This is a genomic window from Synechococcus sp. GEYO (assembly GCF_900473955.1).
Lineage (GTDB): Bacteria > Cyanobacteriota > Cyanobacteriia > PCC-6307 > Cyanobiaceae > Synechococcus_C.
Window position 1 is genome coordinate 57,764 of record NZ_UCNL01000004.1, and the last position, 25,288, is coordinate 83,051.

The window sequence follows — 25,288 nt, forward strand, 5'->3', positions numbered from 1 at the left end:
TTGATCAGCCCCAGACGGAAGACCGCCAACCGCATGACCGACGCCCCCGTCTCACGGATCCGCAATTTCTGCATCATTGCCCATATCGATCACGGCAAGTCGACGCTGGCCGACCGTTTGCTGCAGGACACGGGCACGGTGGCCAACCGGGATATGCAGGAGCAGTTCCTGGACAACATGGACCTGGAACGTGAGCGCGGCATCACGATCAAGCTGCAGGCGGCGCGGATGAATTACACCGCCGCCGATGGTGAGACTTACACCCTCAATCTGATCGACACACCAGGCCATGTGGACTTCTCCTATGAGGTGAGCCGCAGCCTGCAGGCCTGTGAGGGCGCTTTGTTGGTGGTGGATGCAAGCCAGGGCGTGGAGGCTCAGACGCTGGCCAACGTTTACCTGGCCCTGGAGAACGATCTGGAGATCATTCCGGTGCTGAACAAGATCGATCTGCCGGGTGCGGATCCTGATCGCATCAAGGAAGAAATCGAAGCGATCATCGGCTTGGACTGCAGCAATGCGATTCCTTGTTCGGCCAAGACCGGCCTTGGTGTGCCTGAGATTCTTCAGGAAGTGGTGGATAAGGTGCCGCCGCCGGCGGATGCGGTCGAGGAACCCACTAAGGCACTGATTTTTGATTCCTATTACGACCCCTATCGCGGGGTGATTGTGTATTTCCGGGTAATGAGCGGCCGGATCAACTGCAAGGACAAGGTCTTGCTGATGGAGAGCAAGAAGATCTATGAGCTCGATGAAGTGGGCGTGATGGCGCCTGACCAGCGCAAGGTGGATGAGCTGCATGCCGGCGAAGTTGGGTATCTGGCTGCATCGATCAAGGCGGTGGCCGATGCCCGTGTCGGCGACACGATCACATTGCTAAATGCACCGGCGGAGGAGCCACTGCCTGGTTATACCGAGGCCAAGCCGATGGTGTTCTGCGGGCTGTTCCCAACGGAGGCGGATCAGTACCCCGATCTGCGTGAAGCGCTCGACAAGTTGCAGCTCTCTGATGCGGCATTGAAGTTCGAACCTGAAACTAGTAGCGCCATGGGTTTTGGTTTCCGCTGCGGCTTCCTCGGTTTGCTGCATATGGAAATCGTGCAGGAGCGGCTGGAACGCGAATACGACCTTGATTTGATCGTCACAGCACCGTCGGTGATCTATCAGGTGAACATGATTGATGGCAGCGAAGAGATGGTGGACAACCCCGCCACACTTCCAGATCCGCAGAAACGTGAATCGATCGAAGAGCCCTACGTGCGCATGGAGATCTATGCACCCAACGACTACAACGGTGCGCTAATGGGCCTTTGTCAGGAGCGCCGCGGTGAGTACATCGATATGAAGTACATCACCACTGACCGGGTGACGTTGATCTATGAACTACCGCTAGCTGAAGTGGTGACTGACTTTTTCGATCAGATGAAGACACGCACCCAGGGCTATGCCTCGATGGAATATCACCTGATCGGTTACCGCAAAAACGAGCTGGTTCGCCTAGATGTGCTCATCAATGGCGAACGCGCTGACCCTCTAACCACGATTGTGCACCGCGATAAGGCCTACAACGTGGGTAAGGGTCTAGTGGAAAAGCTCAAGGAGCTGATTCCTCGTCAACAGTTCAAGATCCCCCTGCAGGCATCGATCGGTAGTCGCATTATTGCTTCCACCAGCATCAGCGCTATGCGCAAAGACGTGTTGGCCAAGTGCTACGGGGGTGATATCTCGCGCAAGAAGAAACTGTTGAAGAAACAAGCTAAAGGCAAGAAACGTATGAAGGCGATGGGCAAGGTGGATGTGCCTCAGGAGGCTTTCATGGCTGTGCTCAAGTTAAATCAATCACCTTGATTTGATAAGGAAGTATTTGCCAACTTAGTCACCACTTCAAGTCAGTTGTTGTCTCTTTATAGTTGGGATTCTTTCACTACTTTAACATCATCATAATTGTAATGGTCGCTTGCAAGCTGGGATAATTCTTCCATCCAGCTAGATTCCCTGCCAAGCGAAATAGTGTGAATGGTTAAAGGTGTGAGCCTTAACTTGTTGATCCTGCTAAGCACCTCTGCTGCGTCTTCAAAATCGTTGCACTTCGATCCTTCCGTATAGCCTGGATTGCTTTTGGGCTTGCCATCTGGAGGAATAAGAGCGTGTCAGCTTCGTGATCGTCTAATGCCGTTTTAAGGCCTCCCCGAGCAATTGCTGCATGCCGATTGTCTCTTCTTCGGTGTCTTGAAGGCGCTGAACTAGTTGTGCCTCAAGCTCCGGTGCCTTGCGGATCACGCGCTTCAGAGAGCCTGTCACCACGATCAGCGGCGCTTGCAATTTATGACTCACCGCGCTCACGCAATGAGTCTGCTGGCTCTAGGACTGGGCCAGTCGTTCAGTCAGGGCGTTGTAGGTGCGGGTGAGCTGGCTGAGTTTCTGTGGTCCCTTGGGCACTGTTAAGGCGGCAGTCTGCAAGCCTTCGGCAGTGAGCTCAACGCTGCGGCTGCTGAGCTCCTGCAACGGTTTGGTGTGCGCTCCACCAGCAAGCTGACCAGCAGCAACGAGGCGCTGAGGGAGCTGCCCCAGATCCAAATTCATCCAGGCCAGAAATTCGCTCTGGGCTGAGCCCAGGCAGGAGATCTCCGTGCTACTCCAGAGCAGATCACCCGACTGCAGACGACGTTCCAGCAGGGTGAGGTGCTCCCGCTCCTGCAGCACGATCAGATTCAACTGGCCTTGCTTCCGCAGTGGGTTTGCCGTGACGGCGGCTTTCAGTAGATCCGCCGGGATGGGGCGATGAGCTCTTCTGGGAGTGATCACATGTCCATCGGGCTGTTCTATCCAGAGGTTGGCGCGCATGCTGGAGTGATCCTGAAGTTCCTGCACGATCAAGGGCTCGCTTTGATCGACCTGACCGTCTTGGCTCTCCAGGCGATTAGCGAGTGATGCCGATGCGGCCAGCAGCTCAGCTTCACTCACGCGCAGCCGGCTGCGTTCGCTCAGCAACTGCCCTGTGCTGGTGGCACCGGTGAAGCCGAGCATCACCGCGGTAAAGGTGGCAAGTTGCAGATGGCCGAGCATGGTGCCCGTCAGGCGAGAGCGCCAGTGGCCGGAACGGTTCATGCTCCAATCCTGCTCTCGGTCGGGGAGTCGGGCAAGAATGCGCTTTATCAGCACTGCGCTCCTCTGTGAGTTTTGGCGCCTCGCCTATGGGCATTGCCCGTTCCAGCCTTTCGGCTCGCATGGCCCGCTGGGGCCTGGTGATCGTGGCGATTTATGGCCTAGTGGCTCTTGTTACACCTGTGTTGTTGGCGGCTGGCCTACTGCCGGATCCCAATGCTGGCTTGGACAATCCCATCTACGCGCCTCCCTCGATGGCCCATTGGTGCGGCACCGATCGTCTGGGACGTGACGTTTGCGTGCGCACATTGCAAGGCAGCGGTGTGGCACTGCAGGTGGTGCTCCTGGCCGTGACCTTCGCATTGGTGATCGGTGTGCCCCTGGGCATGGTGAGTGGCTATTTGGGGGGAAGCGTGGATCGAGTGCTCGTGCTTCTGATGGACACTCTTTACACCTTGCCTGTCTTGTTGCTGTCGGTGGTGCTGGCCTTCTTGCTGGGGCGGGGTGTTCCCAATGCGGCCGCAGCGTTATGCGTGGTTTATATCCCCCAGTACTTCAGGGTTGTGCGCAACCAGACAGCCCAGGTAAAAGCTGAGTTGTTCGTGGAGGCAGCGCGCACGCTCGGCGCCGGACCGGTCTGGATCCTGCGCCGTTACCTGCTGCGCAACGTGATCACCTCGGTGCCAGTGCTGCTCACGCTCAATGCCGCCGATGCGGTGCTGGTGCTCGGTGGCCTCGGATTTCTTGGCTTAGGTCTTCCCGAAACGGTGCCGGAATGGGGTAGTGATCTCAACCTCGCGCTTGCTGCTGTGCCCACTGGTGTGTGGTGGACGGCCCTGTATCCAGGCTTGGCGATGTTCGTGCTGGTGTTGGGTTTGTCATTTTTGGGTGAGGGTCTTGAAGCCTGGGTGAGCAGCACGGGGCGGGACGCGGCAAAATAGATAAACGGATTCGATCAGACCATGCCGTTCTGGGCCACGCTCGCTCTGCTGACGCTGATGTTGACGCTGTGGGTCTCGGGCCGTAGTAACCCCGATGACGTGATTGGTCTGCTGGAGCAGATGTTGGCGATCGCTCTTGGGCTTGTGGTTCTGTTTATCGGCCGCAGCCTGCCGCTGGAGCTGCTGGCTCTGGTGTTTGCCCTGCGACTGCCGGCAGCGCGTCGCAACCATCCTGTGATGGAGCGCAGACAAGGCAGCAAGGACGTGTTGATGCCGTTTTGAACCAGGTCATTGAGATCTGGATTTGATTCAGCAGCGCAGCTTGGCTGTCCGCGGAAGTTCTTCGAGAATCTCACCGTCTTCTGAGAGCGGCGGATAGCTGCGGCCCTGCTCACGGCACCAGCTCGCCACCTCCGGGTAGCACCACTCAAACAGCAATGTGTCGTATTGATTTGCAGGAATGCCTTCGCCTTGAAGGGGTGCGAGTCCAGCCGCCTGGCGTTGTCTGAGTGCCTCAAATAGCAGTGTGGCCGTGGCCACTGACACATTCAGCGACTGCACCATGCCACGCATCGGAATGAAGACTGCCTGATCCATCAACGCGGTGGCTTCTTCGGTCAGGCCCCACTTCTCCGCACCGAGAACAAAGGCGGTTGGGCCGGTGAAGTCGCAGTCGCGGTAGTCGCGCGCGTTCACGCCTAAATTCGTTCCATACAGCCGGAAACCTTGATCTTTGAGCTGATGCACGGCGCTGCTGATGTCGGCATGGTCATGCAGCGGCACCCAGCGTTGACTGCCCTGGGCAGTGCTGTTGAAGGTGCGGGGCCTGCCGCTGAAGCTGACGGCATGGGCTTCCAGAACCCCCACGGCATCACAGCTGCGGAGGATGGCCGAGAGGTTGTGCGGCTTTTCTACGTGCTCCACTAGAACGGTGAGATCCGCCATCCGGCAGTCCAGGACCTGCTTCAGACGCTGAAATCTGCGGGGAAGGATCGGCATCGCTGAGAGCGCTGCAGGCGCGAAGGCTTGCTGGCAGCCATGGGGGCATTGCTCAGATTTGCATGAAAGCCGCATTGGCCTTCTATTGACACCTCATTGCATTTGCTACGCAAGCCCATGTCATGGCCACCGGCTGAAGGCGGCTTCAGCTGGTAGCACTGATCAGAGCCATGGATCTGGGATGGGCACGATCTTGACGTCGAATGCGGCTTTGGAGCTCATGCGTCAATCCGCAGTTGCCGGCATCCCCGGTGAAATGCATGCCGAAGTGGTGTCTGGAGGCTGCTCGGATTACGCGATTGTGTTCAAGGCAGGCCGCAATTCAGGCGAGCCAATCTCCAGAGAATCTGGAGTAACGCTCTACTCCAAGGCGGAGCAAGTACGATTGTTTTCTGGAGTGGTGATCGACTATCAGGAGTCACTATCCGGCGGCGGATTTTTTCTGTCGGGTAAGACGATTGATGTGTCGTCGTGTGGAAATTGCTTCTCGTTTAGGGACGAATAAAATCGTTACCAGTGTTTGAAATCTTGTTGTGCGGGCTCAAACCTGATTTGCCTGATTTGGTCGTCTCAACGACATATTTACCCGCAGCAACTGCTTTGCTGCAGCGGAGTGACAGTGACGCCGCTCACGACTTGCGGATCCATCAAGACGCGCACTTTGATGCCGCCATCTGGGTCATCAGAGAGCTCAATGCCAAGGCCCAAAAGTTCTTTGCCAGCGTCGTTTTTGTAGTTAATCAACTCGACGCGTTGGATATCGCTTGATTCGGGCATTGCTAAATGCTTGTGTTGTTGTCAACCATTATGCCTGTGTGATGCTGAAATGATTTCGACTGATGCAATCAGAGCTGTGTATCAGTACTCCCGTCGGTATCGCAAAGGTTGTGGGCTGCGCAGGCGTAGCGCTGCCTAAAGCTATTCATCATGGCCTGTTCTCCAAATCGCAACGCCTTGTTTTGAACCTCCCGCCAGACAGGTCTGTTATTAAGGTAAGACTCCAGATGCTGACTTGCTTCCGAGTCGCTGCCGAGGGGTGGCAGTCTTTCGCCCATGGCGACTCGAGCTACCAGATTCCACTCCTGTGGGATGCCTTCGTTGTTCATAACAGGTATGGCTTCAAGCTTGCAGGATTCGTTGCTGCGAAAGCTGTGTTCAGCGCCATGGCCTCTTGCACGCAGCCAGAGTTCGCTCTCCTGATTACGAACTTGCAGGTAACGCAGCTCAGCGGCTCGGAGGCCATAGGTGGCCATCAACTGGAACGCGAATCCATAGCGGCGACCCATCGTTGATTGCGGCAAGGCAGCAAGCAGCTCCAGGATCTCCGAATCCCGCAAGGCATAGATGCTGGGTTTGGGTTGGTTGCTCAATGCTCCTGTTCTCGTTGCCTGGCGCAAGCTGATGGCGTGGATTGGATTGCTGTTTGGAGCATGTGGCTGAGCCCAGTCATATCTGGATGCAGGGTCGCCGATATTCAGTCACCTCTTCAGAGGTGGGCCTCAACAGGATGGCTCTATCCATGCATGAAGTCACCATGAATCAGCCTGTTCCGGTGAGACTCACGATGCTGCTGACGCTGGCTGCCCTGTTGCCAATCACGGCAACTCCTTTGTTGGCGTATGAGTGCCGCGGTGATCACGGTCGTCGCTACGACGGTCGTGACGACTACGGCTATCGCGCTAACGGCAGTCGACGTGCATATAACAACAGCCGTGAGTATCTGTATCGACCGAATGGCTTGGCTCGGCGCGCTTCATGGGATGAACACAACGCAGATACCAATAGTTGCTTTGAGGGCAGCGTGATTGGCGGTCTGCTTGGGGCCGGACTCGGTGCTGCCCTGTCGCGTGGCAATGGTCGTTGGTTCGGTGTGCCGGTCGGGGGGGCTGCTGGTGCTCTGATTGGTTGTCAGGTCGATGGCGGTTGATGACGGCTCCACAGCGCAGCACGTTTGATCAGCGGGTGAGCGTTGTGGTTGCCTTCATTCCTGAGGGCCGCCTGTCCACGTATGGACAGGTCGCAGATTGGATTGGTGCCTATGGCTGTGCACGCCAGGTGGGTTGGGCTCTGCGCCGTTTATGTCTGCCGTCGCGCATTCCCTGGCAGCGTGTGGTGAATGCTCAGGGTCGTATCTCGATGAGCCTGAGTCGAGAGGGATCCGACTGGATGCAGCGGGAGCTTCTGATCGCTGAGGGGATTCCTGTGGATCAAGAAGGCCGTTTGCCCCTCAAAAGGTTCCTTTGGTCACCTGATGAAGGGCAGCTCGCCGAGATGGGTCAGTTGCTCAGGGCGCTGTAGGCCACGGTGACCACCAAACGCGTGACTTCGATCACGCCTGCGATCACGAACACCGTCGCAATACGGGTGGCCCAGCGTGGTGGCTGATTGCCTCTCCAGCTGTTGGAGATCCGCATCAACTGGAGCTTGGCAGAGGCAGGAAACGCGATTCTGCTGGCGCGCCCAGTAGCCAGTTGATTGCCCAGTCTTGAGCCTGTTCCGATGGCTTTGTCGCTGTAGGCGTAACCCAGAGAGACTGCGGCAGTGCGGTTGAAAGCCGACTGGGCTGATCCAGGTTGGTTTTGCCAGGAGCGCACGAATGGAACGCCATGCTCTCCGAAAGCTTGGCTGTATTCCTCTGAATCAATCAGAGAGTCCACCAGCGCATCGTGTCCTGCTGCAGCCTGAATCTGAATGGATTCGGACACTTCGCTTTGGTCATGAGGCGGCCTGCCCAGCAGATGTTTGAAATCCAGTTCGATGGTTCGCTGGGGAGAGCAAGAATCGTAAAAGTTTTTGCGATAGAAGTCCGACTTGGCGAGACCTCGGATGAACTCCTGCACGCTGATCCGTCCATCGCGCAATTCAGCCTCAAGGGAGATTGAGCGCTCACAATCCATGACATGTGCATTGCCATAAACATGTTTGTAGGCCTCTTGAATCGCCGTATCGATATCTGCTGCTTCTGCAGAGCCTGAAAACCCGGACCGCAGTTTTACGGGTTGCTTGGTTGCACGTTCACCGCCGAATTGTGTCGCGACAGAGGTGGACGAAAGCATGGCAATTTTTGGACGTGACCTTGGTATCAAAGAGAGTCTTGAGCCGAACTAAGATTTGATCGGGTGATTCTTATGCTTTCGCAAATAAACAAGATCTTTTTTCAAACTGATCGACGTTTTTAGTTAAATTATTTTTCTTTTTTTAAGCAATTTTCAATATCTCTGCTAACTCTTGTCTGTCTTGAGGGCCTGTGGAGTTTTCTTTGAAGCCTGTTGCCTCAGGCTGACTCCTGCCCTGTTGCTGGCGCATGACCCCAGGGTCTGGAGGTTGCTGGCCGATGATTGAAGTCAGCGAAGCCCATCTATGGCTCAACCTGCTGAACCGTCTTCCCGAGATGCTCTGCTCTCTCGACGTGTTGCCTGGGATGTTCTTGAGGCGGTTGCAGCCGGGGCTTACGCGGACGTCGCTCTAGAGCGGGCTCTGCGCCGCCGGCCTCTGAATGCTCTCGATCGCGGATTTGTCACGGAGCTGTCCTATGGGGCGATTCGCTGGCGGCAGTGGCTGGATGGCTGGCTGGATCGCTTGGGCAAGGTGCCTGCCCGCAAGCAGCCACCACGTTTACGTTGGCTGCTTCACATCGGTCTTTACCAGTTGCTGCGGATGGAGCGAATTCCTGCCTCGGCTGCCGTAAACACCACCGTGGAACTGGCCAAGCAGGGCAAGTTGGCGCGTTTGGCACCGGTGGTGAATGGACTGTTGCGTTCAGCCTTGCGATCCCGTGAGGCTGGCGAAGCATTGGCTCTGCCTGCGGAGCCGGCGGCTGCTCTGGCTCAGGAGCAGTCGCTGCCGTTGTGGCTCAGCCGTGGACTGTTTCAGTGGTGCGGCCCAGAACAGGCGGAGCGCGTTGCCAGAGCTTTCAATCAGGTTCCACCCCTCGATCTGCGCGTGAATCGCCTGCGTTCAACGCCCGATCGTGTGGAAGCCCTGTTCGCCCAACGCGGCATTGCAACAGCTGCGATTGACGGTTGCCCGGATGGACTTCAGGTGCTGGAGCCATCTGGTGATCTGCGCCAGTGGCCTGGTTTCAGCGAAGGCTATTGGTGCGTCCAGGATCGTGCGGCTCAGTGGGTGGTTCCGTTGCTGGATCCATTCCCTGGTCAGCGCGTGCTGGACGCTTGTGCTGCCCCAGGTGGCAAAGCCACTCATTTGGCCGAGTTGATGGGTGATGAGGGAGAGATCTGGGCTGTGGACCGTTCACCCGGTCGCTTGCAGCGGGTGGCCGCCAATGCGGCACGGCTGGGCTGCAGCAGTATTCAGGCACTGGCGTCCGATGCGTCGCAGCTCGCCCAGGAGCGACCGGAGTGGAGGGGGCGATTTGACCGGATTCTTGTGGATGCACCCTGTTCAGGTCTAGGCACGTTGGCGCGCCATCCCGATGCTCGCTGGAGAGTCAATGAGGAGTCGGTGGCTGACTTGCTGAAGCTGCAGATCGAGCTCCTGGATGGTCTTCGATCGTTGCTGGCACCGGGTGGACGTCTGGTTTACGCGACCTGCACGATCCATCCCTCAGAAAACACTGAACAGATCCACAGCTGGCTGCAGGACCATCCTGATCTCGTGCTCAACTTAGAGCAGCAGCGCTGGCCTGATCCCAGTGGGGGCGACGGCTTTTATGCCGCAGTGGTCACTGCACCGGTAGCGGCATGAAGTTTTCATCCACAGGTGGCCCCCCGGGTGGAGCGATGTAACGACTTGGGGGTGTGGCTGGCTTGTCGGTTGTCGGTTCTTCGCCACTGCTGAACGGCTGGTCCCCATCTTCATCGGTGGATGTGGCGCCCGTTGTGGTGCGGCTTTGTTTTTGCGGACCTGTGAAGGGGCGTTTGAGGACTGGTTTGGGAGGGAAGTTCTGAACGTTGTAGCTGCCCTTTACTTGGGTCATGAATTGCTTCCAGGCCCAGGCTGCCTCGCCGCTGCCGCTGTTGGTTTCGGCGTTGTTGTCGTGGCCGAACCAGACCGCCGTGGTGAGCTGTGGGATTGAGCCAATAAACCACAGGTCCCTGGCTCCTTCGGAGGTGCCGGTTTTGCCAGCCACAGGGCGATCATCAAGCCGGGCTGCAGCACCCGTTCCTCCTGTCACCACCCGTTGCAGCATCCAGTTCATGGCATCGGCCACCTCGCTGTCGAGGGCCCGACGGCCTTTCTCGCCATCGATGCGCCTGCTCCAGAGAACGTTGCCTTCTGGGCCGCGTATTTCTTCTAAGGCCATGGGTTTGAAGTACACCCCACGATTGGCTACGGCGGCATAGGCGGTAGTCATCTCGAGCACGGTCTGCTCATAGGCACCGATGGCCATCGGGTAGTACTTGCCAAGAGGGCGCTCGTTGCCAATGCCCAGTTTGTTGGCGGTGCCGATGATCGCGTCGAAGCCGACTTTGTCCTGAAGCTGCACTGCCACCGTATTTAGCGAATTCTTGAGGGCGTCAGCCAGTGAGATGTTGCCGAAGTATTTGTTTTTGAAATTCTTGGGGCAGTAGCCCGACCAGCAGCGAGGAGCATCCACAAAGATGTCTTCCGGTTTAACTCCCGAACTGAGGGCGGCGGCATAAGGAAACAACTTGAAGGTGGATCCCGGCGAGCGCAGGCCCTGGGTTGCTCTGTTGAATTGACTGCTGCTGAAGTTCTTGCCACCCACCATCACTCGCACCAGGCCCGTTCCTGGTTCCATCGACACGATCACCCCTTCGGTGTTGAACGGGGCAAACTTCCTCACCACTTGCTGGGCTTTCTTCTGCCAGTCGAGATTGAGGCTGGTGCGGATCTTCAGGCCTCCAACTTCAATCTGTTCAGGGGTCAGCAGCTGCGGCAATTGCTGGGCCACCCAGCTGGTGAAGTAAGGCGCTGAGCTGTTGAAATATTTGGGAATGGCTGGTTTGAGATCGAGCGGGCTGATGCGAGCCTGCTCGGCTTCGCTGGCGGTGATGAATCCAGCCTGTTGCATCCGATTCAGCACGATGCTGCGTCGCTCCAAGGCCAGGTCAGGGTTCACCAGCGGTGAATACACCGATGGAGCAGGGGGAAGGCCGGCAATCAGTGCGGCTTCCTGCAGGTTGAGTTGATTTGGTGTTTTGGAGAAATAAACCCAGGCGGCATCTGATAGCCCATAGGCGCTGGCGCCGAGATACACATAGTTCAGGTACTGCTCAAGAATCTGCTCTTTGCTGAGCTGGCGTTCGAGTTTGTAGGCCAGGGCTGCTTCTTTGAGCTTGCGCGTGATCGTGCGGTCCTGACTGAGGAAAACCGTTCGTGCCAGTTGCTGGGTGATCGTGCTGGCCCCTTCTCGCACGGCTCCCTGTCGCACGTTGCGCACCAGAGCCCGGCCGATTCCCCAGATATCAACACCGTTGTGCTCGTAGAAGCGTCGATCTTCCGCAGCGATGAACGCCTGCTTCACCAGCAAAGGCATCTCCCCGGGTTTGATTTTTTCGCGGGTCGCAGGTCCCAGCTTCTGGATCACGGCACCATCACTGGCGAGCAGGGTGATCGTGCCGGGTCGATTGAATCGGCTGATGCCGCGTGCATCGGGGAGCGTGGCGTCGAAAGCACGGACAACTGCGGATTGCGCCAGAGCCACACCACTGCCGATCACAATGGCTGAACCCCCGATCAGAATCCAATGACGACGGGTGCGGATCACATGCCTTGGGTCAGGGGGCTGTGACCAATCGCTAAGGCGGTGACTAGCATTCCCAGTACTAGAAAGGGTTGCGCGCTCGCCTGATATTTCACGTCATAGGCCACGGGATCGCGCAGCAGCCAGATGTCCTGGAAGGTGATCTGGGGCACGATCAGCAGCACAAGAAGAACAGCAGCAAAATGCTGACCGATCGCGATCAACACCGCAACCATCAGCAGCTGAAACAGATCAATCATCCCAGCGCTGATCCAGCTTGCGGGGCCAATTCCGAATGCAACCGGAAGTGACTGAAGCCCCAGAGCACGATCCCCTTCCACACTTTTGAAGTCGTTCACCACGGCGATCCCCAACCCTGCAAGGCTGTAGGCCAGGGTGAGCAGAGCGGTCGCCCAAGTGAGTTGACCGAAGAGTGCCTGGCCTGCCCACCAGGGAAGAGCGATGTAACTGGCGCCCAGGGCGTAGTTACCAAGCCAGCCGTTTTGTTTGAGCTTGAGGGGAGGAGCGGAATAGATGTAGCTGACGAAAGACCCGCCGACAGCAAGCAGGAAGAGCACTGGGATTTCATGGTTTGCCCATTGGTCGAGACCCCAGGACACAGCCAGTCCGCTCAACAGCAACACCAAGATCTGCAGCCTTACCTGCCCCAGTGAGATCGCGCCGGATGGAATCGGCCGGTAGGGCTCATTGATCGCGTCGATTTCGCGGTCGTAGTAGTCGTTGATGGTTTGGGTGTAACCCGCCAGCAGGGGGCCACTCATCACCATGCAGGCGATGGCAGCGAGCACGTGATCAAGATGCCATTCGTAGTTCCCACTCGCCGCAGCGCCGCAGACAACGCCCCAAATCAAGGGGATCCAGGTGACCGGCTTCATCAGCTGCAGACGCAGCTTCCAGATATTGGTGGTGCCACTGGCACCCTTCATGCCGAGAAGCTGTCGGGCGTCACTCACGGAATAAAGCCTCAGGCAGCGACGATCTCGTCTTCAAAGAACCAGGAGCTGGATCCATCACTCAGCTCCACGACCACTCCTATGCCTTTGCCATCGACCGTGCGGAATTCAGTGACGGTGCCGAAGGCATCACTTTTTAAGAGGTCAACCATGCCCTGGGGAATGCGATCACGAACCCGGGTGATGCGAACTTTGCTCCCAACCTCAATGGACTCGAGTTGCGGTGTTGGAAGAGGTTCTGAGCCAGTTAATCGTTTGATCAGATTGAGAACATTTCCCAGCATGACCTGCAAGGCTTGGAAAGACGTTGCACATTAACAGCCGTGTATCGAATGCCATGGTCGCCCTGCGCTTGATCCCCTGTCTTGATGTCGCCAAAGGGCGCGTGGTGAAGGGGGTGAATTTCGTCGGACTTCGTGATGCGGGAGATCCTGTCGAGCTGGCCTGCCGTTATAGCCAGGCAGGTGCTGACGAACTGGTGTTTCTGGATATCGCGGCCAGTCATGAGGGCCGAGCCACCCTGGTGGAGATGGTCCGCAGAACATCGGAGCAGGTCACTATTCCCTTCACCGTTGGCGGTGGCATTGCTTCGGCAGAGGGCATTACCGAGCTCCTTCGGGCTGGAGCTGACAAGGTCAGCCTCAATTCCTCAGCAGTGCGAAGGCCGGAGCTCGTTAAGGAAGGAGCGGACCGCTTCGGTTGTCAATGCATCGTGGTGGCGATTGATGCTCGCCGGCGGGAGGCAGGCGGCTGGGATGTGTATGTGAAGGGTGGTCGTGAGAACACTGGCCTGGATGTGATCGCCTGGGCACGCCGAGTGGCTGAACTCGGAGCCGGTGAAATCCTGCTCACCTCCATGGATGGTGATGGCACTCAGGCGGGATATGACCTCGAGCTCACGCGGGCGGTTGCACAAGCCGTACCTGTTCCTGTCATTGCTTCGGGCGGCGCTGGTTGTCTTGATCACATTGCTGCGGCTCTCGACGAAGGCCCGGATGGCGGACAGGCATCCGCTGCACTGTTGGCATCCCTGCTTCATGACGGAATCCTCACCGTTGAGGCGATCAAGGCCGATTTGCTCAGCCGAGGCCTGATGATTCGGCCCCTTGAGGCTTGACTTCTCTTAATGTGTAAAGAACTGTTCTGCGCGGTTGGATTCCCTTAGTGCATCTCCTGCTTTCCACGATTGAGGCACTGACGGTTTCTTCAGTTCACCCACTAATCCCAACGAGTTGGGTGTTGCCTCTAGGCATTCTGCTGGTGTTCGTGGTGGTCGCCCTTGTGGGCTGGGCACTTCAGTTGATGCAATCCGCCATTGATCAGGGCGAGTTTTCGCTCATGTTGGCTGGCTGCATGGTGTGCTCAGCCGCCGTCGGACTCGCCACTGTGATGGTCATGACTCTTAGTGGCCTGCCGCTTTGAAACCCGGCGATGCTGAAGCCGTTGAACAGTTGTTCAACGATGCTGCGCCCAGTTATGACAAGTTCAACGATTGGCTCAGTCTTGGGCTGCATCGCCAATGGAAGCGAGAGATGGTGTTGCAGCTCTCACCAAAGCCGGGGGAGCAATGGTTGGATCTTTGTTGCGGAACGGGTGATTTAGCCATCTCTTTGGCACGCCGTTTGCGACCTGGAGGGAGCGTGGTTGGTGTGGATGCGGCCGCTGCACCTCTGGAGATTGCGGCCCAACGATCGGCGCGCGAACCCTGGCTGCCGGTGCAATGGCAACAGGGTGATGCTCTGAACTTGGAGATGCCTGATGCCTGTGCAGATGGGGTGTTGATGGCCTACGGATTACGAAATCTTGCTGACCCAGCGGCAGGTCTTAGGGAGCTTCGGCGCGTGCTGCGTGATGGAGGCAGGGCCGGTCTGCTGGATTTCAACCGACTGCCCTCAGGCACTGCTGCGGCTCTGTTCCAACGCACTTACCTGCGCAGAGTGGTGGTTCCCATTGCGGCTCGGGCCGGTCTTGCCGAGCACTACGCCTATTTAGAGGAGAGCCTCAAGTGTTTTCCCGATGGAGCCGCTCAGCAGCAGATGGCTCTCGATACCGGTTTTCGCGAAGCGTGCCATCGCCCAGTGGCAGCAGGCCTGATGGGCCTTCTCACAGTTTGGGCCTGATCCGTTCATCTTCCGACGTGCCTCGCTTGCGACAAGTGAGACCGATGAACTATGAAGGAATGATTAAGAAGCGGGGAAGAAACGCATGGCCTTTCCATTGCCGTCTCTGCTGTCCTCCATTGAGGATTTGCTTGATGAAGTCCAGTGGCTGGACGGGATGATCCTGGTCACCGATTCACAGAAGGCCACCTTCGTTTCGTTCTCTCAGGTAGATCCGGTTCTGCGCCGTCTTCGCTCTCGCCCCAGGGGGGCGGAGGTGGCCGAAAAGCTGTGCATGTCGCTACTGGAAACCCACGGCAAAGGAGCCAGCAAACCCGTTCTGGTCTTCCAGGGTGATGGCAGTTTCTGGCTGGGCACCATGGGCCCGGGGCGCAGTCATCCCCATCGCCATCACGCGATCGCCCATTTGCGTCGCTGCCTTTCTCTGAGCTGAGCTGCCCAGGCGGCTCTGACGCGAGAATGCATCGGATTGGCTCCAGCGTACGGATGCATTTTCAGGACATCATCAGCACTCTTAACCGGTTCTGGTCCGAGCAGGGGTGTCTGCTGTTGCAGCCCTACGACACGGAAAAGGGCGCAGGAACCATGAGTCCGCACACGGTTTTGCGAGCGATCGGACCGGAGCCCTGGGCCGTGGCTTATCCCGAGCCTTGTCGTCGCCCGACCGATGGTCGCTATGGCGACAATCCCAATCGAGCACAGCATTATTTCCAGTACCAGGTGCTGATCAAGCCTTCGCCGGATGGTATCCAGGAGATCTATCTCGCCTCGTTGGAAGCGATGGGGATTCGTGCTGCTGATCACGACATCCGCTTCGTGGAAGACAACTGGGAGTCGCCAACACTGGGTGCCTGGGGTGTGGGCTGGGAGGTGTGGCTCGATGGCATGGAGGTGACTCAGTTCACCTATTTCCAGCAGTGCGGCGGCATCGATTGCAAGCCGGTATCGATTGAGATCACCTACGGGCTTGAGCGTTTGGCGATGTACCTGCAGGACGTGGAAAGCATCTGGGATCTGAGCTGGAATGCTGAGCGCAGTTATGGCGACATCTGGCTTCCTTTTGAGAAAGGACAGTGTCATTTCAACTTCGAGGCATCCAACCCTGAGCGCCTCAAGCAGTTGTTCGCGATCTATGAAGCGGAAGCTGCTGATCTCATTGACAACAATTTGCCTGCGCCTGCTTTGGACTTCGTGCTCAAGTGCAGCCACACCTTCAATCTGCTGGAAGCCCGTGGGGTGATCTCGGTGACGGAGCGCACGGCCACAATCGGCCGCATCCGCAACCTGGCGCGCAAGGTTGCGGAGGCCTGGCTAGCTGAGCGGGAGGCGCTGGGATTCCCGTTGCTGAAGCAACCCGCCGCCGCTGCCACTCCTGCCGCCGCATCAGCCGTCTGATCGTGGGGGAGTGGGGGAACCCTCGCAACAACTTCGATCGTGCTGAATGAAGCCGGTGCTCAGTGCCGGGTTGTTGCTGTTCATGGCCTGCGTGGGGGCGGCCTGTGTTCGCTCCCCAGCGCAGTGGCTGAGCCTGGTGGCGCTTCTGGTTTGCGGACTGCTTGCCTGGGGGCGAACCTTGCGGCGACCTAAAAAGGCCATGGCGGCTCTCGCTTTGATGCTCTGTCTGGTCAGTGCTCGCTGCGGCACTGGGGCCATGCCCCAGCCTCAGTCAGGCGGTCCCAGCCTGTTCATTTTTGAAAAAGGACTCTCGTTTGATTCTTTGGCTTAACGCCAATGAGCTGGAGGATCTATTACTGCGTGAACGGGCCACATTTGCTGCAAAGCACCTGGGCATCTCCCAGTCAGTTTTATTGCGTCATTCGCTGATCTATGCACTGGATCATGTTTCGGCCTTTCAATGGAGAGTCAGGTGAATCAGTCCTTGAGCTGTACTCCAGAAGTCGAAGCAATGATTACTGATGAGCAGGCTGAACGCTATTCCCGTCTAGTGAAATATCAGGCTGAATACTGGGAGACAGGAGACGGTTTCGGCGGCCGATATTTTCGAGACTACAAAAACAATCTCTGATGGCTGCAGCACTACATGAGTTCTGCTGTGAAGTCCTAGGGACGGAGCTATATCTCGCGAAGCCCCTGCCCCCGGAGTGGCTGGCGTAGTCAAGCAAAGGACAGCCATTGTTTGCCTTCAGTTTTTGCAGTGCTATGAAGCAGTAAAGGCTTACTCTTATGCGAGGCAAACGACGTTGCTTGAAATCAATTCTATTCAAACAATTATGGCTGCCAAATGCATGGAAGACGCTTGGTTTTACCTGGCTCTGGCTAGCCTGGTGCTTTTTTCCTGGAATGACTATTCTTCTACATCTCATGGAGCCTGGGCAACATATAGCCAAGCTCGTTCAGGGCGGATGTGTATTGCTCTTCTATGGAGCGGCAAGGAGCATTATTGAGTCGTTCAATAGACGAAATGACCACATTAGCCCTAGAAAGATAATGGCTGTAGTTTTAGTCGCTTTGTTGCCTTTATCGATTGGTTTTCTTGGGACTATAAGCATTGTCCAAGGAGGGTTTGGCTTGCCTGCTCATGACACACCTGAGTACCGACTGAATGTAATTAAATAGACAAATGGCTTAACTTCCGACCGAAGATAGCCATTGGAACACTAGCGATATCAATTGAGATGAGGCTTTAGGCCAAAGATTGTTGTCGCAGGTTTTGGTAATTGTTTAGGCGTTTCATTGATGTTGGTGAGCTCTATTGATGAGTTATTGAAGTGAAGTGCAATTGAGGAAAAGTTCATTCCGTATTGATTGGCGATCGCTGGATTCAAGTGAGAGACGGCCGGGAATGAAACCCGCTCAATTCTATCAAGTCATCGACAATGTAGGCTTAAACTTGCTCTTGCTAAAAGGAGTCCAGCTCCGACGCTGAATTGAACTACTCCGCATCTAGAGTTTTATTCTTTTCGCTCATCCATCTCAATAGAGCAGAATAAAAACCTCGGACTTCATTTCCGTGTGAGAATTGAAAACCTGCTCTTGTCCAATCACCCTTGCTTGAAACGTAGATAATTTCGTTTATGAATCTCTGATGATTATGAAATTGTGGTTCACTCCAAGAGATGCTTCTGACTTGATTAGGCAAAATTCCTTTTACGCGTTCAAACCCAGAAGGACCACGATCACTAGATTTGCGACTGCTCGAAACCACTAATCTTCCGTTCACAAATGCTATTTTGCATTCTTTTAGGGTGTCTGAAAGCGGCCCCCCACATTGACCGCGAAATACATTCAAACTCTGTGAGAAGTTCGCTCGTCCTTTCATGTCGGCAATTCCCAGGTCGCTTGCCAAAGCGGGTGAAGGCAGTAAGAAAGCCAAAGCCAAAAGAATTATTCTCATGCGGTTATAAAAAGCTGGGGGATCTACTTTAAGCGGAAGTCAGTAAACAAGTTGCTGCATTTGTCGAAGTAAAAAACTATTAGGGGTTAGTGAAAAACAACGCAACGGAGACCAAAGGCTCTTTAGTCGAACCCAGGAATTAGGACCCTCTGGATTCCACCAAGACCCCGTCTCGTTTCTGGACGGGGCCGTACCCCCAGCCATTGCACCGACTGGCTTCGGCGCTCTGGATTCTCCTTACAGCTCACTTCTGGACCCTGCCGCTGCAATGGCATCATTTCGGAGCAGCGCCGCTCTATGCATTACTCAGCAACTTGCTTGTTGCTCCGTTGCTGGCTCCGCTCACCCTGGCCGCCATGGCTCTGGCTGTGAGGGTGCTGTTGCTGCCAACTGCTCTGAGCGCTGCTCTGCGGCCTTGGTTGATCTGGCCTCTGCATCCTCTGTTGTTGCTGGGTCTGCTGCCTTGGCAGTTGCCTGCTCAGCAGCGCTGGCACGGCCTGTCGCTGTTGTGGCTTCTGTTGGCGGTGTACCTGCAGGTTCGGGTTCAGCTCGGGATGACTTGATTCGTGTGGAGCGGTGGGGACGCCAGTGGTTGGTGCTGCGCCATCGAGGGCGGGCGGCCATGTTGAGCAGCCATGGTGATGACCTCAGTTGCCGAATCGCAACACGTCTGGGTCATGGGCTCGGTCGTTAGCAACTCGACTGGATAGCGGTTCTTGATCCCGTGGCAACGGATCAAGAACCGTCTTGGAAGGCATTGGCGTACACGCTTCAAGTGGAATAGAGAGGACGGTTCCGCCTAACGCCAGGACAGCGTCTCCTGAGCGATGGACTGAGTGTTGGCGTCGCTGACCAGCGGGGCCGCATGTTGATTGTCCGCTGTGGAACTCGAGTTCAACGACTGCGTCGCAGCAATCTTCGCCCTCAATCGGGCAGAAACTCAGGGAGTAAGAGGGCCGCCTACTAAAGTGAGAGTGCGCTTTAAGCGCTTGGAGAGGTGGCAGAGCCCGGTTGAATGCGCACGACTCGAAATCGTGTAGGGGTAACACCCTCGTGGGTTCGAATCCCACCCTCTCCGTTTTTAGATCATCCCCGAAAAGGGATTTGATGTTCAGGTCGAACGATGTTGTCGGGCTGACTTTGAGTCGCCCGGACTCTGCCTTTTGATTGTTTTGGGCTGAAGCCCATGGCTTGTTGACTGACGTAATCAGTGCTCAATCGAGAATGGATCCACGGCTCAACAATCAAGCTGTAGCGATCGAGATTGCATTTATGAGTGAAACAGCAGCACCAGTCCGTTGCTGACCTGATGAAACTCCCGTTCCTCTCGACTCAGATCCAGGCCGACTTCCAGTCCTTCGGTGACGGCTTGATCGAAAGGTGGAGTACTGGGGGGTAAGTCTCCCTGCCAAAGCGCTGCAATCCCAACGGCAGTGGCATGCCAGTGGAAGTGAGTGGTTTCTCCGATGGAGGCTTCCTGGAGAGCCTCTTCGAGAAGGCCGTTGAGAGCAGTGCTGGTGGATGCCATTCACCAAGCTTCGGGACTGGGGCGTAGCTCGGCAATCGCCTGAGAGACTTCTTGATCAATCTGTCGCGTGCTGAGACACGTTTGGATCTAGGGGGCAGGCGCGCTAAGTTCTGTGCCGTTGCGGTTACTGGCCTGTCGATGCTGACGAATGCAGGGTCGTGCGGTTGATTGGTGTGAGACGAGAGGGACAACGTTTGGCGAGTGCTCCCCGTCGTGCAGTGCTATCTGCATCGCCCTCCAAACTGCGACGTCGTGCATCGCGCCGCCACTTGGAGTTGGTTGCTGCACCGCCTTCGAGCCTCCCCGCTTTGACGCTTGTTGGTCGCCAGAGCAGGCTTGGACGCTCGCTCAAGCGCAGTGGTGATGTTGTGTTCTCAGCGGCTGTGCTTGGGCTGGGCTCTCCACTGTTTTTGCTTCTGGCCGTTCTGGTGAAACTCAGTTCACCGGGGCCTGTGTTCTATGTGCAGAATCGGGTCGGGCGCGGCTATCGACCGTTTGGATGCATCAAATTCCGCACGATGCGGCCGGATGCTGATGTCGTTCTGGCTCAGGTGTTGGAACGTTCACCTGAGATGCGCGCTGAATTCGAACGGGATTTCAAGCTGAAAAATGATCCTCGGATCACACCGATCGGGCGTTTTCTTCGTCGCTCAAGCCTTGATGAGCTGCCTCAGTTCTTGAATGTTCTGCGCGGCGAGATGAGCGTGGTCGGCCCACGGCCGATCGTGAACAAGGAGATCAGTCGTTACGGCGACTACATGGATGAAGTCCTGGCTGTCAGGCCTGGTTTGACTGGCCTCTGGCAGGTGAGCGGCAGAAATAATCTCAGTTATGACAAGCGGGTCAGGCTTGATCTTGCTTATGCCCGCGGTCGTTCGTTGTTGCTCGATCTCGCCATCATCCTGCGCACTTTCGGCGTGTTGCTGCTGCCGATGGATCGTGGTGCTTATTGAACGCATGCCTGCAGGCTCCAGCTCAACAAGGCCGCGATCAGGATCCAAAGCAGCTCAAGTCGTCCTGTCAGCGCCAGGATTTTGTTGATCCCTTGCGGGTCAGCTTTGGGGTGATCGGCTCCAAGCAGTGGTTTGTCCACCCAGCGGTCTCCATAACGGTTCCTGCCGCCGAGTTGCACGCCCGCACAGTGCGCATAGATCGCTTCTGAGCGTCCTGCATTCGGGGAAGCATCGTGCTGGCCATCAGATTCAGCCGATCTAACCAGCGCTGGCCATTGGCGCCAGGGCCTGCTGACCAGCGGCAGGCTCAACATCACCAAGCGGCAGGGCAGCCAGGTCAGCAGGTCATCGAGTCGTGCGCCTGCCGTGCCCAGCCAGCGCAGCTTTCCTCTGCGGTAACCCAGCATGGAATCCAGAGTGCTGGCCGCCTTGAATCCCCAGGCAAGGGCCAGTGGACCTGGCGCGTCGGTCAATCCAAGGCTCCAGAGAGCTGCACCCACCAACATCCAAAACAGTGGTGCGAACAGCCCGTCCACGGCATTCTCACTGGCGGTTTCGGCGGTGGCGCGCAGGATATCGTCTCCACTGAGTGAGGTCGTATCGCGGCCCACGATCCAGCTGAGTTGTTGTCGTGCCGCTGATAGATCTCCTCCCTCTTCACAGGGAAGGGCTGCGATCACATTCAGCACGCTTTGTTCAAGACTTTTGGCTGCCAGAGAACTGGCAAGGCCAGCGACCAGTGCCAGTACTGCGACGTTCCGGAGTACGCCGTGCGTTTGTAGGGCACTACGTTCGATCAGCCACCCGATGCTGGCGCTGCCAAGGGTGAGAACAAGCGTGATGGCCAGTCCACCCAGACGCAGCCACTGGGAGTGCTCACCGCTCCAATGCTCAATGCTGCGCCTCAGTATGGTGATACAACGCCCCATCCACACCACAGGATGAGGCAACCACAGAGGATCGCCGATTAGCCGATCGAGACCGGCCGCGGCGATCACCAGGAGAAAGGGCTGAATGATGGCCTGTTCAGGAGGCCTTCAGCCAGCTGAACATCGAACGCAGCCCTTTGCCCACTTCCTCGATCTTGTGGTCACCGTCGCGCTTGCGGATCTTGTTCATCTCGGGCTTGCCGGCTTCGCACTCAGCTACGAAGTTCTTGGCGAAGGTGCCGTCCTGGATGTCGGAGAGAATTCGCTTCATCTCCGCTTTGGTGTCGGCGGTGATCAGGCGGGGGCCACTCACGTAATCGCCGTACTCGGCAGTGTTGGAGATCGAGTCGCGCATGGCTGAAAGACCACCCTTCACCATCAGATCCACGATCAGCTTCACTTCGTGCAGGCACTCGAAGTAGGCCAGCTCAGGCTGGTAACCCGCTTCGACAAGGGTCTCGAAGCCGGCTTTCACCAGTTCGGACAGGCCGCCACAGAGCACTGCTTGTTCCCCGAACAGGTCGGTTTCGGTTTCTTCTTTGAAGTTGGTCTCCAGGATGCCGGCGCGGGTGCCGCCGATTCCTTTGGCGTAGGCCATGGCCAGCCCACGGGCGTTGCCGGAGGCGTCTTTCTCAATCGCGAAAAGTGCAGGAACGCCCTGACCGTTTTGATATTCCCAACGCACGGTGTGACCTGGGCCCTTGGGGGCGATCATCACCACATCCACATCGGCGGGAGGCTGGATCAAGCCGAAACGAATATTGAAACCGTGAGCAAAGCTAAGAACCTTGCCGGCACTCAGATTTTGCGCGATTTCCTTGTCATAGACCTCTTTTTGGAACTCATCAGGCAGCAGCACCATGATCCAGTCCGCCTTGGCGGCAGCATCCGAGACGCTCAGAACTTCCAGGCCGTCGGCCTTGGCTTTGTCAGCGGAGCGGCTTCCTTCGTACAGGCCCACCACCACGTTCACACCGCTGTCCTTAAGGTTCAGGGCGTGGGCATGGCCCTGAGAGCCGTAGCCGATTATGGCAACTGTCTTGCCGCTGAGCAGCGAGAGATCGGCATCGGAGTCGTAAAAAAGCTGAGCCATCCGGACGATGAACGTGGAGCTTGGTAACGACCGAGCTTACGCAAGTGCCGGGTCGATCAGGCCTCGTTGGGGTGGGCAATCACTCGGTCGATCAATCCATAGTTCTTGGCCTCCTCGCTGCTGAGGAAGTAATCGCGGTCGGTGTCTTTCTCGATTTTCTCGAAGCTCTGGCCACTCATGTCAGCCATCGAGCGGTTGAGCATCTCCTTCATGCGCAGAATCTCGCGCGCTTCAATTTCGATGTCACTGGCCTGTCTTTGGGCAGTTCCGCCAAGAGGCTGGTGAATCATGATCCGGCTGTGGGGAAGGGCCAATCGCTTGCCCTTGGTGCCCGCCGCCAGCAGGAAGGCTCCCATCGATGCCGCAAGACCCACGCAGATGGTGACCACGTCGCTTTTGACGTATTGCATGGTGTCGTAAATCGCCAGCCCTGCCGTGACCGATCCACCCGGGGAGTTTATGTACAGGTAGATCGGCTTGCTGCTGTCCTCGGAGTCGAGGTAGAGCATCTGGGCAACGAGACTGTTGGCGACTGCATCATTGACCTCGGAACCGAGGAAGAGGATTCTCTCAACTCCTAATCGGGTATAGATATCCACCCAGCGCTCCATCTGGCTGCCAGGGAGGCGGTAGGGGACGCTGGGAGTTCCGATCGGCATGAGTCCTGGTGGGGTGAAGAGAAAGCAGTGAAACGTGAGGGAGGAGGCCTGGATCAGCCGGTCGGAACGGGAGCTGGAAGCTCCTTGCGACTGGAGAGCACGCGATCAATTAGCCCGTAATCCTTGGCCTGGTCTGGAGTTAGGTAACTCATGCGATCGGAATCCTTTGAGAGTTCCTCCACGCTGCGGCCGGTGTTTGTCGACAGGATTTCAAGCATCGCTCGCTTGTTGTGCAGCACTTCCTTGGCACGTATCTGAATGTCCGTTGCTTGGCCTTGGGCTCCGCTGCGGGGTTGATGAAGCACTATTGAGGCGTGGGGCAGGGCAGCGCGGTGTCCCTTAGTTCCGGCAGACAAAATCACAGCTGCTGTCCCCATCGCCTGTCCGATGCAGATGGTGTGGACCGGGGGTTTCACGTAGCGGAGGGTGTCGCAGATCGCGAAAGCTTCCGTTTCAAAGCCGATGGCATCACCGGTGTACCAGCTGGTACCAGTTGAATTGATATAAAAATAAATCGGCTTTTCAGCGTTATCAAATTCCAGGAAAAGAAGCTGAGCAATGATCAGTTCAGTGACATCGAGTCCGACTTGACGTTTGGTGTCGTCATCGGAAAAGAGCGGTAGCCCCAAATAGACAATGCGCTCCTTGAGCAGCAATGAAGGAAGATCCGGGGGCGGGGTCCGCATCACCGACGAATCGCCGTAATAAGGGGCTGATGTGGTCATCCGCGTCGGGCTGCCGTGGTCGGTGGAGCCTAGCGGGACTCTTGGGTTGGACGCTCATTGCGTCGGTTTTTGCGGGGCGGTTTTGCTCCAGGAATGCTTTTGCTGGTGGCGGTTGTTTCGCCTTCTTTGTCGAGCCGACCGAACACCATCCGGCCGCTTGGATTTTGTAAGGCTCCCGTGATCACCACGGCCCGTCGTTCACCAATTGCAGCTTGTGCGTTTTCAATCACCACCATCGTGCCGTCTTCCAAGTAGGCCACGCCCTGGTGTTCCTCCTTGCCTTCGCGGACGATCTTCAGGTTGAGTTCATCTCCGGGTTGCACTTCAGGGCGCAGAGCGATCACCAGTTCGCTGAGGTTCATCACCTTGAGCTCCTTCACCCGCGCCACCTGAGCCAGGTTGAAGTCCGCCGTCACCAGCGTGCCGCCGGTGTCTTCCGTGAGCTGCAGCAGGCGATCATCGGTCCCTGCCCCGTCGTAGCGGGTCGTGTTTATCACTAGACGTTTGTCGTAGGTCTCGCGCAGCGCATTGAGCAGCTTCAGACCGCGTCGACCCTTGCCGCGTTTCTCGATGTTGTTGGAATCGGCGAGTTGCTGCATTTCGTTGATCACCGTCTGGGCCACGATCACCTTCCCCTCCAGCAGTCCGCACCCGATCATTCCCTGAATACGGCCGTCAATGATCACGCTGGTATCGAGGATTTTGGCTGTGGCCGGTGTGAGCACACCATCCGCCACCAGTAGGGCCTCCGTGGAGGTTGGGTTGAACAGCCTCAGCAACGTGCGTCCATGCACCTCGGCGAGGTTGTAGCCCAGCACGCCGAAAAATACGTTGCTGAGAATCGCTGCAAGGGGTTTCACCAGAGAGCTGGCGCCGGCAAGAGGTAGCAACAGAACCGGTGCCAGCAGCAGGTTGGCCACCAGCAGGCCAAGGATCAGTCCAACAGCCCGGCTCACCAGGAGATCGGTGGGCATGGTGCGCACCTGATTCATGAGTCGCTGCCGCAGCCGTCGGAACACCACCCCAGCCACCAGGCCGATGACCGCACCGCCGGCGCTCAGGCCCAAACGGACCTGCTGGGCGTTGGTGTCATCCAGCAATTCCTGCGGGAGCAGATGCACGCCCATCCAGCCGGTGGCCGTCCCGGAGATCAGGAACAGGATGATGATGAGCGCTTCGACCATGAGGTTGGGTTCTCACTGCCCAGTCCACTTGCAGGCAGCATGCACCATTCTCACTC

30 protein-coding genes and 1 tRNA gene are annotated in these 25,288 nt (G+C 56.9%); 16 read left to right on the forward strand and 15 right to left on the reverse strand.

Annotated features, from left to right (window positions below):
* Positions 1–33: 33 nt before the first annotated feature.
* Positions 34–1,848: a translation elongation factor 4 gene (lepA, locus tag DXY37_RS02590; protein WP_115125230.1), complete on the forward strand. Its 1,815-nt coding sequence runs from the start codon at positions 34–36 to the stop codon at positions 1,846–1,848.
* Between the two features lie 318 nt (positions 1,849–2,166).
* Here lepA and DXY37_RS13165 read toward each other — a convergent pair whose 3' ends face one another.
* Positions 2,167–2,334 (reverse strand): hypothetical protein, encoded by a 168-nt coding sequence (locus DXY37_RS13165; RefSeq protein WP_170951753.1) that lies wholly within the window; start codon positions 2,332–2,334, stop codon positions 2,167–2,169.
* Positions 2,335–2,361: 27 nt separating this feature from the next.
* The gene (locus DXY37_RS02595; protein WP_136975532.1) at positions 2,362–3,108 is read right to left on the reverse strand and encodes a hypothetical protein; all 747 of its coding nucleotides are present in this window, start codon (positions 3,106–3,108) and stop codon (positions 2,362–2,364) included.
* Between the two features lie 119 nt (positions 3,109–3,227).
* Between DXY37_RS02595 and DXY37_RS02600 the strand changes: the two genes are divergently transcribed.
* Positions 3,228–4,046 (forward strand): ABC transporter permease, encoded by an 819-nt coding sequence (locus tag DXY37_RS02600; RefSeq protein ID WP_115125372.1) that lies wholly within the window; start codon positions 3,228–3,230, stop codon positions 4,044–4,046.
* Positions 4,047–4,067: 21 nt separating this feature from the next.
* A complete protein-coding gene (locus DXY37_RS02605; protein ID WP_115125232.1) occupies positions 4,068–4,328 on the forward strand; it encodes a hypothetical protein in 261 nt (86 codons plus the stop codon).
* Between the two features lie 27 nt (positions 4,329–4,355).
* Here the strand turns inward: DXY37_RS02605 and trmH are convergent, their stop codons facing one another.
* On the reverse strand, positions 4,356–5,045 hold the full coding sequence (gene trmH, locus DXY37_RS02610; RefSeq protein WP_115125373.1) for a tRNA (guanosine(18)-2'-O)-methyltransferase TrmH: 690 nt from the start codon (positions 5,043–5,045) through the stop codon (positions 4,356–4,358).
* 181 nt (positions 5,046–5,226) lie between these two features.
* On the opposite strand from trmH, the gene DXY37_RS02615 reads away from it, so the two are divergent.
* Complete coding sequence (locus tag DXY37_RS02615; RefSeq protein WP_115125233.1) at positions 5,227–5,550, forward strand: AIR synthase; 324 nt, start codon at positions 5,227–5,229, stop codon at positions 5,548–5,550.
* Between the two features lie 77 nt (positions 5,551–5,627).
* Here DXY37_RS02615 and DXY37_RS12995 read toward each other — a convergent pair whose 3' ends face one another.
* The gene (locus DXY37_RS12995) at positions 5,628–5,822 is read right to left on the reverse strand and encodes a hypothetical protein (protein ID WP_136975533.1); all 195 of its coding nucleotides are present in this window, start codon (positions 5,820–5,822) and stop codon (positions 5,628–5,630) included.
* A gap of 68 nt (positions 5,823–5,890) precedes the next feature.
* The gene (locus DXY37_RS02620; protein ID WP_136975534.1) at positions 5,891–6,415 is read right to left on the reverse strand and encodes a hypothetical protein; all 525 of its coding nucleotides are present in this window, start codon (positions 6,413–6,415) and stop codon (positions 5,891–5,893) included.
* Positions 6,416–6,579: 164 nt separating this feature from the next.
* On the opposite strand from DXY37_RS02620, the gene DXY37_RS02625 reads away from it, so the two are divergent.
* Entirely contained in the window at positions 6,580–6,972 is a 393-nt protein-coding gene (locus tag DXY37_RS02625; RefSeq protein ID WP_371637812.1) for a glycine zipper 2TM domain-containing protein, read from the forward strand.
* On the forward strand, positions 6,972–7,343 hold the full coding sequence (locus DXY37_RS02630; RefSeq protein ID WP_115125235.1) for an MGMT family protein: 372 nt from the start codon (positions 6,972–6,974) through the stop codon (positions 7,341–7,343). The genes DXY37_RS02625 and DXY37_RS02630 overlap by 1 nt, the downstream gene beginning before the upstream one ends.
* Here DXY37_RS02630 and DXY37_RS02635 read toward each other — a convergent pair.
* Positions 7,322–8,101 carry a phycobilisome rod-core linker polypeptide gene (locus DXY37_RS02635; RefSeq protein ID WP_115125236.1) on the reverse strand — a complete coding sequence of 260 codons (780 nt, stop codon included), beginning with the start codon at positions 8,099–8,101 and terminating at the stop codon, positions 7,322–7,324. The two genes, DXY37_RS02630 and DXY37_RS02635, sit on opposite strands and share 22 nt — an antisense overlap.
* 304 nt (positions 8,102–8,405) lie before the next feature.
* Here DXY37_RS02635 and DXY37_RS02640 point away from each other — a divergent pair, with 304 nt between their 5' ends.
* Positions 8,406–9,749 carry a 16S rRNA (cytosine(967)-C(5))-methyltransferase gene (locus tag DXY37_RS02640; RefSeq protein WP_115125237.1) on the forward strand — a complete coding sequence of 448 codons (1,344 nt, stop codon included), beginning with the start codon at positions 8,406–8,408 and terminating at the stop codon, positions 9,747–9,749.
* Here DXY37_RS02640 and DXY37_RS02645 read toward each other — a convergent pair.
* The 3 genes from DXY37_RS02645 to DXY37_RS02655 are packed head-to-tail and all read right to left on the reverse strand — an operon-like array spanning position 9,727 to position 12,946.
* Positions 9,727–11,736 carry a transglycosylase domain-containing protein gene (locus tag DXY37_RS02645; RefSeq protein ID WP_115125238.1) on the reverse strand — a complete coding sequence of 670 codons (2,010 nt, stop codon included), beginning with the start codon at positions 11,734–11,736 and terminating at the stop codon, positions 9,727–9,729. The two genes, DXY37_RS02640 and DXY37_RS02645, sit on opposite strands and share 23 nt — an antisense overlap.
* Positions 11,733–12,686: a chlorophyll synthase ChlG gene (chlG, locus tag DXY37_RS02650; protein WP_115125239.1), complete on the reverse strand. Its 954-nt coding sequence runs from the start codon at positions 12,684–12,686 to the stop codon at positions 11,733–11,735. The genes DXY37_RS02645 and chlG overlap by 4 nt, the downstream gene beginning before the upstream one ends.
* An 11-nt stretch (positions 12,687–12,697) precedes the next feature.
* Positions 12,698–12,946 carry a DUF2862 domain-containing protein gene (locus DXY37_RS02655; protein WP_244276816.1) on the reverse strand — a complete coding sequence of 83 codons (249 nt, stop codon included), beginning with the start codon at positions 12,944–12,946 and terminating at the stop codon, positions 12,698–12,700.
* Positions 12,947–13,023: 77 nt separating this feature from the next.
* On the opposite strand from DXY37_RS02655, the gene hisF reads away from it, so the two are divergent.
* The 8 genes from hisF (at position 13,024) to DXY37_RS02695 (ending at position 19,239) form a co-directional block, all read left to right on the forward strand.
* The gene (gene hisF / locus DXY37_RS02660; RefSeq protein WP_115125241.1) at positions 13,024–13,803 is read left to right on the forward strand and encodes an imidazole glycerol phosphate synthase subunit HisF; all 780 of its coding nucleotides are present in this window, start codon (positions 13,024–13,026) and stop codon (positions 13,801–13,803) included.
* 119 nt (positions 13,804–13,922) lie between these two features.
* Complete coding sequence (locus DXY37_RS02665; RefSeq protein WP_244276818.1) at positions 13,923–14,108, forward strand: hypothetical protein; 186 nt, start codon at positions 13,923–13,925, stop codon at positions 14,106–14,108.
* On the forward strand, positions 14,105–14,806 hold the full coding sequence (gene ubiE, locus DXY37_RS02670) for a bifunctional demethylmenaquinone methyltransferase/2-methoxy-6-polyprenyl-1,4-benzoquinol methylase UbiE (RefSeq protein ID WP_115125242.1): 702 nt from the start codon (positions 14,105–14,107) through the stop codon (positions 14,804–14,806). The genes DXY37_RS02665 and ubiE overlap by 4 nt, the downstream gene beginning before the upstream one ends.
* 85 nt (positions 14,807–14,891) lie before the next feature.
* Entirely contained in the window at positions 14,892–15,239 is a 348-nt protein-coding gene (locus DXY37_RS02675; RefSeq protein WP_067094159.1) for a hypothetical protein, read from the forward strand.
* Positions 15,240–15,292: 53 nt separating this feature from the next.
* Positions 15,293–16,201, forward strand: coding sequence for a glycine--tRNA ligase subunit alpha (glyQ, locus tag DXY37_RS02680; protein WP_115125243.1), 909 nt, complete (start codon positions 15,293–15,295; stop codon positions 16,199–16,201).
* A 46-nt stretch (positions 16,202–16,247) separates the two neighbouring features.
* Positions 16,248–16,532 (forward strand): hypothetical protein, encoded by a 285-nt coding sequence (locus DXY37_RS02685; protein WP_115125244.1) that lies wholly within the window; start codon positions 16,248–16,250, stop codon positions 16,530–16,532.
* A 1,778-nt stretch (positions 16,533–18,310) separates the two neighbouring features.
* Positions 18,311–18,724 (forward strand): ComEC/Rec2 family competence protein, encoded by a 414-nt coding sequence (locus tag DXY37_RS02690; RefSeq protein ID WP_115125245.1) that lies wholly within the window; start codon positions 18,311–18,313, stop codon positions 18,722–18,724.
* Positions 18,725–19,152: 428 nt separating this feature from the next.
* Positions 19,153–19,239: transfer RNA gene (locus DXY37_RS02695), tRNA-Ser, on the forward strand.
* A gap of 192 nt (positions 19,240–19,431) precedes the next feature.
* On the opposite strand, the gene DXY37_RS02700 is transcribed toward DXY37_RS02695, so the two are convergent.
* Positions 19,432–19,689, reverse strand: coding sequence for a hypothetical protein (locus DXY37_RS02700; RefSeq protein WP_115125246.1), 258 nt, complete (start codon positions 19,687–19,689; stop codon positions 19,432–19,434).
* Between the two features lie 194 nt (positions 19,690–19,883).
* Between DXY37_RS02700 and DXY37_RS02705 the strand changes: the two genes are divergently transcribed.
* A complete protein-coding gene (locus DXY37_RS02705; RefSeq protein WP_115125247.1) occupies positions 19,884–20,642 on the forward strand; it encodes a sugar transferase in 759 nt (252 codons plus the stop codon).
* Here DXY37_RS02705 and cbiB read toward each other — a convergent pair.
* Genes cbiB through DXY37_RS02730 form a run of 5 tightly spaced genes read right to left on the reverse strand, consistent with a single transcriptional unit; the run spans position 20,636 to position 25,232 of the window.
* Positions 20,636–21,640 carry an adenosylcobinamide-phosphate synthase CbiB gene (gene cbiB, locus DXY37_RS02710; protein WP_115125248.1) on the reverse strand — a complete coding sequence of 335 codons (1,005 nt, stop codon included), beginning with the start codon at positions 21,638–21,640 and terminating at the stop codon, positions 20,636–20,638. The two genes, DXY37_RS02705 and cbiB, sit on opposite strands and share 7 nt — an antisense overlap.
* A 28-nt stretch (positions 21,641–21,668) precedes the next feature.
* Complete coding sequence (ilvC, locus tag DXY37_RS02715) at positions 21,669–22,664, reverse strand: ketol-acid reductoisomerase (protein ID WP_115125249.1); 996 nt, start codon at positions 22,662–22,664, stop codon at positions 21,669–21,671.
* 56 nt (positions 22,665–22,720) lie between these two features.
* On the reverse strand, positions 22,721–23,323 hold the full coding sequence (locus tag DXY37_RS02720; protein ID WP_067094172.1) for an ATP-dependent Clp protease proteolytic subunit: 603 nt from the start codon (positions 23,321–23,323) through the stop codon (positions 22,721–22,723).
* 53 nt (positions 23,324–23,376) lie between these two features.
* Positions 23,377–24,048: an ATP-dependent Clp protease proteolytic subunit gene (locus DXY37_RS02725; protein WP_115125250.1), complete on the reverse strand. Its 672-nt coding sequence runs from the start codon at positions 24,046–24,048 to the stop codon at positions 23,377–23,379.
* A gap of 29 nt (positions 24,049–24,077) precedes the next feature.
* Positions 24,078–25,232, reverse strand: coding sequence for a PIN/TRAM domain-containing protein (locus tag DXY37_RS02730; protein WP_115125251.1), 1,155 nt, complete (start codon positions 25,230–25,232; stop codon positions 24,078–24,080).
* Positions 25,233–25,288: the final 56 nt, after the last annotated feature.